Source organism: Pectinatus brassicae (assembly GCF_014201835.1).
Taxonomy (GTDB): Bacteria; Bacillota; Negativicutes; order Selenomonadales; family Selenomonadaceae; genus Pectinatus; species Pectinatus brassicae.
This window is the reverse complement of record NZ_JACHFH010000010.1, coordinates 75,716-85,534: the sequence shown is the minus strand read 5'-3', so window position 1 is coordinate 85,534 and position 9,819 is coordinate 75,716. Positions and strand designations below refer to the sequence as shown.

Sequence of the window (9,819 nt, the reverse complement as noted above, 5' to 3'; positions counted from 1 at the left end):
TCCAGCATTTCAAGCAGTATTGGATTGGTCTTTTGCCAATCTCTATATGCATATTTCTATACATACTGACTAGTTTGGTCGCCTAACTCACGACTGAAGTCACGAGTGTGCGGCTCCCATTTAATCAATTTAGGGAATACGCTCATCTGTTCCATGGTAAAACCTGTAAACAAACAAGAAATTGTTCCCCCTATAATAATTAAATACGCTGCTGGTGTTAGTAATATTGATGGATCTGCGCCCTTCATTACATAACCAATTCCTAATGATATAAAGCCTGCGCATAAACCTATAAGCGTAGATTTTTCCAAGCTAAATTCCTCCCTGGATGTTTAATCCCTTTTCTAAATTTCAATGATAATATATATAAGTTCCCTATCCTATACGAAAAATCCTATTAATTTTTTATATTATCCAAAATATTTTTAGGATTTTTACTGTCTATTATTATTCGATATCAATAGACAAATTCCTGTTTTTTTGCCAATATATATGTATAAATTATAAAAACGGCGAAGAAATACTTCGTCGTTTTTACAATTACCGCCTAATAAAGTGCTGTCAAATATTAATATTTTGCGCTTTATTTAAAGCAGCTTTAGTTTCTATTATCAATGTTTCAATTATATCTTTAGCTGGCTCTATCTTATTTAGGGGAAGAAGTGATTGCCCTGCCTGAACCATTCCATGTTCGACATCACCTTCTACTGCTGCCAGTTTATTTGTCCCAGTAGCCATTTTTATAAGTTCATCCTTAGTGGCGGCACCAGTATTCTCCTTTTCCACAAAATCAATGGAAAATTTATTTTTCAACCCACGTACAGCTGCTCCTAAAGTATAGCCTGTAACAATTGTATCGGTATCAACCGCCTGTAATAATCTTTCTTTTACATTAGGATGAACTTTGCATTCTTCTGCAATTAAGAAACGCGTACCTAATTGTACACCTCCCGCTCCCATAAGAAGAGCTGCTGCAATACCACGTCCATCAACAAAACCACCGGCCATAACTACCGGAATATCAACAGCAGGAATTACCTGTTCCATAAGGGCCATAGTAGTAAGCACACCAATATGTCCGCCAGCTTCCATACCTTCGGCTACCAAAGCATCAGCTCCGGCTGCCGCTACTCTTTTAGCAAGTTTCACATTAGGAATTACTGGCACTGCTTTTATACCAGCTGCATGAAGTTTATCAAAATATGGTACAGGATTGCCCGCACCCAATGTGACAAAATCAGGTTTTTCTTCGCATATAACCTCAAAAATTTCATCCTTATTAGGAGCCATAAGCATCATGTTAACACCAAAAGGTTTATCGGTAAGACTCTTTGCTTTTCGTATCTGCTCGCGAACAAATTCCACTGTTCGTCCACCACTGGAGATAATACCAGCACCGCCAGCATTCGATACTGCGGCAGCTAACTCAGCTTCGGATATCCATGCCATCCCCCCCTGAATTATTGGGTATTTAATATTTAATACTTCGGTTATTAATCGCTGCATAAAATCTACATCCTCCTGTTCAAGCATATTTATTATTGATAATATTTATATGTTAGCACTTTTGCAAAATTTTGTCAGCAAAAAGACGACATAGTTCCAACTTTTGCATACGGGTCAATTGTTTTATACAATATTCCCTGTGCATCGCTTCCGTTTTAGTTGCAAACACTTCATAATAGAAAAGCTTAACGGGACGTCGCATTCTTGTGTATTTAGCACCAGTGCCAGCATTATGGGCTTTTACACGCTTAGATAAATCCATTGTCCAGCCAGTATAAAGGCTGTTATCGCTGCATTTAACTATATAAGTGTAACAGTTCATTATTACGCTTCTTTTATAACTATTTTTTCAATGACAATATCTTCATATGGTCTATCCTGATAATCAGTAGCGACCTGACCAATCTCCTGCACATTTTCAATACCTTTTATAACCTTGCCAAAAACGGAATGATGTCCATTAAGCCATGGTGTAGGCACTAACGTTATAAAAAATTGTGAACCGCCAGTATTAGGACCGGCATTAGCCATTGATAATACACCTTCACTATCATGCTGCAGATCTGCATCAAATTCATCAGGGATTGTATAGCCAGGACCACCTGTACCATTTCCATCTGGATCACCGCCCTGAATCATAAAATCAGCAATAATTCTATGAAAAATAAGTCCATCATAAAATTCTTTTTCTACAAGATCAATAAAATTTTTCGTTGTTATAGGGGCCTTATCTTCAAATAGTTCAATTTCAAAATCCTTTTTGTTTGTTTTAAATACGGCAATACGGTTTTTACTCAATTTAAATGTCTCCTTAAAATAATACTTATTTTCAATCCGATCGTTCAATAAAATCTTATTGAGTGTCAGACTAAATTATTTATATATTGTCTTTGTTTCACCTGGTTTTTCTGGAAACCAGGTGCTGATGCTTTTATTCGTTCCTGCGAAATCAGCTGCTAAGCTGCATGCTTTTCTATCAGCATTATGCATACCTACTAAGTTTTTCACATTTGTCTGCCGACAAAATTCTTTAACACCCCAATCATAAGCGGCCTCTAAGCGCCTGTCAACTGGAAAAAAAGCAATATCGGCACTCAACCCCGTCAATTTTTTCATTTGTTTATTAAAACCATTTCGGGCAAAAGCATTATTTCGTTCGCTGTCTCCCTGCCAATGCCACCAATTAAAATCCCCGGCATGAAATATCTGCCATTCATCGAGCTGCAGCCAAAATGATATACCAGCATCAGTTGAACTAAATGATTTTACTATAATATTTTCATCACTATAATTATCATATTCATCTAAAGTAACTATTTTTTCTGTTGGTATTTGTCCAGCATCATGAATATCATAGCTTAAAAAATATTTATTTGTCTTACCGGCAAAAACTGCAATATCTTTATTCCAATGATCAAAATGACTATGTGATACAAAAAAATACGCCCTATCACATTGCTGTAATATATTGGCTGTATCTTGATTATCATCACGATAATAATCAAAAACCAATGCGCACGACTTTATTTTTACGATAAAACCACTATTATATAAATAGGTTATTTGTGCTTCAGCTGCCATTATCATCTCCCCTTTCCTAAACGGAGTACATAATTATTGTATTAATAATATTGTATTTATGTCAATACTTATATTTTTTTCAATAACATTTGCTGTTAATGATAATATAATGATAGAATAATAGTAGACTTTTTACTATGTTTAGGACTATAATACATAATTATTTAATATTCTATAGTTATTTTTAGACTATCAATAACAGTTCTGCTATTATATAATATATAGTAACTGTTTAAAACAATAGGGAACAAGGATTTATTTGCCAAATATCCAAATTAAATAGTATATTTTTCTTTAGGAGAATTAATAATGTTATCAGAAATTAAAGGATTACTATCGACGATTGGTATTCTTGATGTCATCGATATAATAATAGTTGCAATTATTTTATACAAATTATATGAAATGCTGACCAATACTCGTGCTATCACTTTAGTAAAGGGGCTTATTGTTCTTTTGGTCCTGACTATGATAAGTGACTGGCTGGGTCTGCATGTAATTTATTGGCTGCTGCAAAAAACAGTTACATTATTATTTGTTGCACTGCCTATTGTATTTCAGCCGGAGCTGCGCCGTGCGCTTGAGCATATTGGGCAGGGTCGATTATTTGTCCGCTCCAATTTACTTGATATTCAGGAAGCTCGTGGCTTAGTCAGCGAAATTGATTCAGCTATAATGCGTATGTCACAAAAAAAAATTGGGGCCCTGATCGTTATTGAGCGAGAGATGGGACTTGATGACGTTTCTTCTAATGGTATCTTTATAGAAGGTATTGTTTCTTCAGAACTATTGATGAATATTTTTATCCCCAATACCCCACTGCATGATGGAGCTACTATAATCCGCGGTAAAAAAATCATTGCTTCGGCCTGCCTGCTTCCGTTGACAGATGACCGCACTTTAAGTACTGAGCTTGGTACCCGTCATCGTGCCGCTATTGGTCTATCAGAACAATGTGATGCTGTTATTGTAGTAGTCAGCGAAGAAACTGGTACAATTTCCGTTGCTGAACATGGCCGAATTTATCGTCATCTCGATTCTGACCAGCTTAAGCAGTATCTTATACCTTTATTCTCACAAAAATCCTCTGTATTTAGAGATTTTATCAGAAGCTGGAGGAACGATAAAAAATGATACGATTTTTTAAACAAAATTTATTTTTAAAATGTATCTCACTATTTTTAGCATTGGGTCTGTGGCTCTATGTCATGAATGAACAGAACCCTTCAATAACCAGCTCTATTGATATTAATCTCAGCGTTATCAATGCACCTGCCGGCTATCAAATATTACATAAAACTGATAAAATTACGGTTAAAGTAAAAGCTCCCCGTTCCTTATTCGCTTCAATTGACAGTTCTGATTTTAAAGCTTATGCTGATTTAAAAGACATAACAGAGGGGACACATATTGTCCCTATACACGTGAAGCTGCCGGCCGGCTTCCAGCTTTTAGCTTTATCGCCAGAGAAAGTAGAATTCACTGTCGACAAAATAATTGAAAAACAAATTCCAATTGACTTACAGCTGTCTGGTAAACCAGCTGCTGATATGGTTGTGGCTGAAATAAAACAATCAGCTAATACCATCACGGTGAAGGGGCCGCGTTCACAAGTTAATACCATCCGCCGTGCCGTTGGTTATATTGGGCTTGATAACAATAAGGAAGATTTCAATGTTATTGTTCCTTTACGCGCCGTCAACAGCAATAATAAAGAAGTTTCTGATATCACTTTATTAAACTCAACGGTCAAAGCCAGTATTTTTATGGCGCGTGGTTTGACTAAAAAAATAGTTACTATAAAACCTATTGCCGATTCTGATTTACCAGAAAGTTATATTCTTGATTCCTTAAAGGCTTCGCCGGATAAAGTGGAAATTACTGGTAATCCTGAAATAATCAGTACAGTAAATTCACTTAATACTGAAAAAATATCATTGCAAAAGCTCACCGGCTCAGCTACGCAGACTGTAAAAATTGCGGTGCCGGATGGTATTACAGTCTCCAATGACAGCGTTGCCGTTACTATAAAAATATCTGAAAAAAAAGTTGATAATAAAAATTGATAGAAAATTTGAGGTGCCCTTTGTTAATTCGCATAAAAAACATAAATGTTGTCTTCGATGACGATACTGCTCTTACAATAATAGCAGCCCGAGCTTTAAAACTACAAACCTGTTTAATTTCCCATGTAACCGTTATCCGTAAAGCGGTTGATGCCCGTCGTTATAACAATGCTCCAATTTATTATGTATATACACTGGATATTACTATAAATAGTAAATTAAGTTCTAATATACTGCGCAGCTTAGCTAAAAAGAAAAATATTGAAATTATCAAGGATTCCATTAAACCAATTACTGATATACCTGCAGTAAAAACACCAGTACGCCCCGTAATCGCAGGCTTTGGTCCAGCTGGCATCTTTTGTGCTCTGACACTTTGCCGTTATGGCTATAAACCAATAATTCTCGAGCGAGGTAATGATGTCGATACACGTCACCAGGATGTAAAAAATTTCTGGCAGACAGGTCAGCTTAATCCTGCCTCCAATGTCCAATTTGGTGAAGGCGGTGCTGGAACCTTTTCCGATGGAAAGCTCACCACTCGCGTCCACGATCCCAAAATGCAGGAGATATTAACTGACTTTGTCAAAGCTGGCGCACCAGCTGAAATAAAATATCTGCATAAACCACATATTGGTACCGATATTTTGCATACAGTTGTAAAAAATCTACGTAAAAAAATTCTTGCGGCTGGCGGTGAAATTCATTTTGCCAGCCAGTTAACTGATATCACAATAGAAAACAACAGTATAAAAAACATTACCCTTGCTGATCATACTATTATTGACTGTCAGGCTCTATTTTTAGCAATTGGTCATAGCGCCCGTGATACCTACGAAATGCTCTATAAGAAAAATATACAGATGCAGGCTAAACCATTTGCCATTGGTGTACGCATCGAACATCCGCAAAATTTAATTGACAGTACACAATATGGTGTCGATGCCGGCAATCCACTTTTGCCAACGGCAGATTATAATTTAACTTTTCAGGATCGCCAACACAATTTATCCTGTTATTCTTTCTGCATGTGCCCTGGCGGCAAAGTCGTAGCCGCTGCTTCCGAAGAAAATCAAATTACCACTAACGGCATGAGTTATTATAAACGAAATTCCGGCATTGCCAACAGCGCCTTATTAACACCTGTAGGCCCTGCTGAATTTGGCAGCAATGTCTTAGATGGGATTAAGTTTCAACGCCATTATGAACACTTGGCTTTTAAATTAGCTGGCAGCAATTATTTTGCGCCCGTCCAAACGGTGGGGGATTATCTCAGCCATCAATCAGGCAATGATAAATTCCTGACAGCGCCTACGTATGCACCTGGCATAAAGCCTGTTGATCTGCATGATTGTCTGCCTGCTTCTACAGCCATAGCTTTAGAAGCAGCACTTAGTCACTTTGATAAAAAACTGCCCGGCTTTGCTCATAAAAATGCTGTAATGACCGGTTTAGAAATGCGTTCTTCAGCACCATGCCGTATTTTGCGTGACAAGGACACTTTTATGTCCCTCAATACTTCTGGTTTATATCCAGTTGGTGAAGGTGCTGGCTATGCTGGTGGTATAATGAGTGCCGCTGTTGATGGTGTAAACGCCGCTTTAAGCTATATTTTTTCTAATAAATAAGATAATTTTGAGGAGAGATTTTTTTAATGAGTAGACTTTTTGGAACCGATGGTGTACGTGGTGAAGCAAATAAGGAATTAACCGCTGAGCTCGCCTATAAATTAGGCCGCGCAGCTGCTATATATTTTGGCAGAGATCACGACTCCTTTAAGATTCTTATCGGTCGTGATACTAGAATTTCCGGAGCTATGTTTGAATCAGCGTTAGCGGCTGGCATTTGTTCTGCCGGCGGTAAAGTAATAATAACGGGCATTATCCCAACTCCTGCTATTGCTTATCTAGCCAAGAAACACCATGCCAAAGCAGGGATTGTCATATCAGCTTCGCATAATCCATTCCACGATAATGGTATAAAGTTTTTCGGTGGTGATGGCTATAAATTACCTGATAAAGTTGAAGATGAACTAGCTGAGATTGTTGATAAAATTAGTACAAACGATACTTTCACCCGCTCTGTCGGGAAAAACATCGGTACTATCGATTACCGTCATGATTTGATTCATGACTATATCGATTATGTGGCATCAACCTGCAAAGTTTCACTTGAAGGGCTGAAAATTGTTCTTGATTGTGCTAATGGCGCCGCTTACGAAACAATGCCCGCTGTACTGCGCCAGTTAGGTGCCAGCTTAATCGTTATAAACGATAATCCCGATGGTATTAATATAAATGATAACTGCGGCTCTACACATTTAGAAGAATTACAAAAAGAAGTACTTAGCCATAAAGCTGCTATTGGTATTGCTCACGATGGCGATGCGGATCGCTGTTTATGTATTGATGAAAAGGGTCGTATCATTGATGGTGACCATATCCTTGTTGCTTGTGCTATTGCCATGAAAAAACAGGGACGCCTCAATAACAACACTGTTGTTTCTACTGTTATGGCCAATATTGGTTTTCATAAAGTACTGCAGGAAAATGGCTGCCATGTTGAAGTAACGGCTGTCGGTGATCGTTATGTTTTAGAAAACATGCTGCAAAATAATTATAATTTAGGCGGCGAACAATCCGGCCATGTTATTTTTAAAGATTTTGCCACTACTGGTGATGGTTTAATAACGGCATTGCAGGTACTTGCTCATATGGCTGGCAATAATGTAAAAGCATCTTCCATTGTCGACGCTATGATAAGTTATCCGCAATTATTATTGAATATAAAAGTTGCCAGCAAAGACGGCTGGGAAAATAATGAATCCATAAAAGCAGCAATTGCCAGCGGCGAACAAGAGCTTGGTGACAATGGACGTATTCTTGTTCGTCCTTCCGGTACTGAACCATTAATTCGCGTTATGGCCGAAGGACCAAATCAAACTCAACTTGAAGATATCTGTCACTCCATCGGTGATGTTATAAAACAAGCACAGGGATAAAAAAATAAAACCTGAGGAAAATTTCCTCAGGTTTTATTTTTTTATTTTTAATTGCGGCCTCTAGCTGGTTCTACGTTAATCTTATAGCCTTTTAAGGTATTTCTATGCATCACTGAAATTACTCGTTCAGCAACACTATTAGGCACTTCCACAAAGGTAAATTTATCATAGATATTTATTACACCGATAATATTGCCAGGAATATCAGCTTCGGTTGCTATAAAACGAACAATATCTTCGGGACGAATTTTTTGGTTACGACCAATATTGACAAATAATCTGACCATTCCAGGTGCTCCGCCACTATTGCTGAATTTTTCAGTTATATTGCCGCTGCCCTCATCCTCACGATCCTTTAAGCCTTCAACTGATAATTTTACAGCGGCCGCTGCTATATCGAGTGAATCATAATTATCAGCCACTAAATCAGAAATAATCATATGATAATCAGCATAATTATTTTTTTGCAGAACTTTAACTAATTTGTCTTTTATTGATTCTTTCTGTAGTTCCAATACATCAGCTGATGTTGGTAATTGACCGCGTATCATGCGATGTTTAATTAGTTTTTCAATAAGTCTTAACTGACGATATTCACGCGGTTCAATAAAAGTAATAGCTATACCACTTCTGCCAGCACGACCAGTTCTGCCGATGCGATGTACATAAGATTCATGATCCTGTGGAATATCGTAATTGACTACATGGCTGATATCATCGATATCAATACCACGTGCCGCAACATCTGTCGCAATTAATATGTCGAGCTTATTATCACGGAATTTCTTCATCACTCTTTGACGCTGTGCCTGGTTCATATCACCATGCAGACCACCTGCCATATACCCTCTGGCATCTAATGATGCAATAAGGTCATCAACACCCTTTTTGGTGCGGCAGAAAATAATAAACTTCCCAGTGCCTTCAACATCCAGTACACGACATAAGCCATCAAATTTATCACGTGTTTCATAATAAATCTGATCAATAAGCGGCACAGTAAGATGTTCTTTGCTTATCAATATTTTTTTTGGCTTTTTCATATATTTTTGTGCTAATTTTTCAATAGGTGCTGGCAATGTTGCTGAAAACAATAAAGTCTGGCGAGTTTCTTTAGGAATATGTGACATTATTTTTGTTATATCCTCAACAAAACCCATATCAAGCATTTCATCAGCTTCATCTAAAACCAAGGTTTTTATATCATCGAGTTTGATGGTTTTTCTATTTATATGGTCGATCAAACGTCCCGGCGTTCCAACAACTATTTTTACGCCATTTTTCAAAGCACGTATCTGGCGATCGATCATCTGTCCACCATAAATTGGTAATGTTTTTGTGCGTTTATATTTACCGATTTTATTTAATTCTTCAGCAACCTGAATTGCTAATTCTCTGGTTGGCGCAATAACCAATGCCTGAACATTACGATTGCTTTCATCTATTTTTTCTACTGTAGGTATACCAAAGGCAGCTGTCTTTCCTGTTCCTGTCTGTGCCTGACCTAATACATCAAGTCCTTCTAAAACTAAAGGAATCGTCTGGCTCTGGATTGGTGATGGTTCTTCAAATCCCATGTCCTTTAAGGCCGTAACAACCTTCTTGCTTAATTCCAGATTACCAAATTGCTGTACTTCATTTTTCAAATATATATCCTCCTATTAT

9 protein-coding genes and 1 pseudogene are annotated in these 9,819 nt (G+C 37.4%); 4 read left to right on the top strand and 6 right to left on the bottom strand.

Annotation, left to right across the window (positions count from 1 at the left end):
* Positions 1–56: 56 nt before the first annotated feature.
* From HNR32_RS05445 to HNR32_RS05425, 5 genes and pseudogenes are all read right to left on the bottom strand, one after another.
* Positions 57–311 carry a MotA/TolQ/ExbB proton channel family protein gene (locus HNR32_RS05445; protein WP_183860461.1) on the bottom strand — a complete coding sequence of 85 codons (255 nt, stop codon included), beginning with the start codon at positions 309–311 and terminating at the stop codon, positions 57–59.
* Between the two features lie 250 nt (positions 312–561).
* Positions 562–1,533 carry a nitronate monooxygenase gene (locus HNR32_RS05440; protein ID WP_260162443.1) on the bottom strand — a complete coding sequence of 324 codons (972 nt, stop codon included), beginning with the start codon at positions 1,531–1,533 and terminating at the stop codon, positions 562–564.
* Positions 1,534–1,558: 25 nt separating this feature from the next.
* Positions 1,559–1,828, bottom strand: coding sequence for a GIY-YIG nuclease family protein (locus tag HNR32_RS05435; protein WP_183860457.1), 270 nt, complete (start codon positions 1,826–1,828; stop codon positions 1,559–1,561).
* 2 nt (positions 1,829–1,830) lie between these two features.
* Positions 1,831–2,295: pseudogene (locus tag HNR32_RS05430) on the bottom strand (peptidylprolyl isomerase); the annotation flags it as partial.
* Between the two features lie 84 nt (positions 2,296–2,379).
* Entirely contained in the window at positions 2,380–3,087 is a 708-nt protein-coding gene (locus tag HNR32_RS05425; RefSeq protein WP_183860453.1) for an MBL fold metallo-hydrolase, read from the bottom strand.
* Positions 3,088–3,396: 309 nt separating this feature from the next.
* Between HNR32_RS05425 and cdaA the strand changes: the two genes are divergently transcribed.
* From cdaA to glmM, 4 genes are read left to right on the top strand one after another with little or no spacing between them, the layout of a single operon-like run.
* On the top strand, positions 3,397–4,221 hold the full coding sequence (gene cdaA, locus HNR32_RS05420) for a diadenylate cyclase CdaA (protein ID WP_183860451.1): 825 nt from the start codon (positions 3,397–3,399) through the stop codon (positions 4,219–4,221).
* Positions 4,218–5,153: a CdaR family protein gene (locus HNR32_RS05415; RefSeq protein WP_183860449.1), complete on the top strand. Its 936-nt coding sequence runs from the start codon at positions 4,218–4,220 to the stop codon at positions 5,151–5,153. Before cdaA ends, HNR32_RS05415 begins: the two co-directional genes overlap by 4 nt.
* Before the next feature lie 20 nt (positions 5,154–5,173).
* A complete protein-coding gene (locus tag HNR32_RS05410; protein WP_183860447.1) occupies positions 5,174–6,781 on the top strand; it encodes an NAD(P)/FAD-dependent oxidoreductase in 1,608 nt (535 codons plus the stop codon).
* Between the two features lie 26 nt (positions 6,782–6,807).
* On the top strand, positions 6,808–8,154 hold the full coding sequence (glmM, locus tag HNR32_RS05405) for a phosphoglucosamine mutase (RefSeq protein ID WP_183860445.1): 1,347 nt from the start codon (positions 6,808–6,810) through the stop codon (positions 8,152–8,154).
* A gap of 47 nt (positions 8,155–8,201) precedes the next feature.
* Here glmM and HNR32_RS05400 read toward each other — a convergent pair whose 3' ends face one another.
* Positions 8,202–9,800: a DEAD/DEAH box helicase gene (locus tag HNR32_RS05400; RefSeq protein ID WP_231038148.1), complete on the bottom strand. Its 1,599-nt coding sequence runs from the start codon at positions 9,798–9,800 to the stop codon at positions 8,202–8,204.
* Positions 9,801–9,819 lie beyond the last annotated feature (19 nt).

Bases quoted from the DNA above. Each gene is read 5' to 3' on its own strand.
- HNR32_RS05440 (WP_260162443.1), bottom strand. From the start codon at position 1,533: ATGCTTGAACAGGAGGATGTAGATTTTATGCAGCGATTAATAACCGAA.
- HNR32_RS05435 (WP_183860457.1), bottom strand. From the start codon at position 1,828: ATGAACTGTTACACTTATATAGTTAAATGCAGCGATAACAGCCTTTAT.
- HNR32_RS05425 (WP_183860453.1), bottom strand. From the start codon at position 3,087: ATGGCAGCTGAAGCACAAATAACCTATTTATATAATAGTGGTTTTATC.
- cdaA (WP_183860451.1), top strand. From the start codon at position 3,397: ATGTTATCAGAAATTAAAGGATTACTATCGACGATTGGTATTCTTGAT.
- HNR32_RS05415 (WP_183860449.1), top strand. From the start codon at position 4,218: ATGATACGATTTTTTAAACAAAATTTATTTTTAAAATGTATCTCACTA.
- glmM (WP_183860445.1), top strand. From the start codon at position 6,808: ATGAGTAGACTTTTTGGAACCGATGGTGTACGTGGTGAAGCAAATAAG.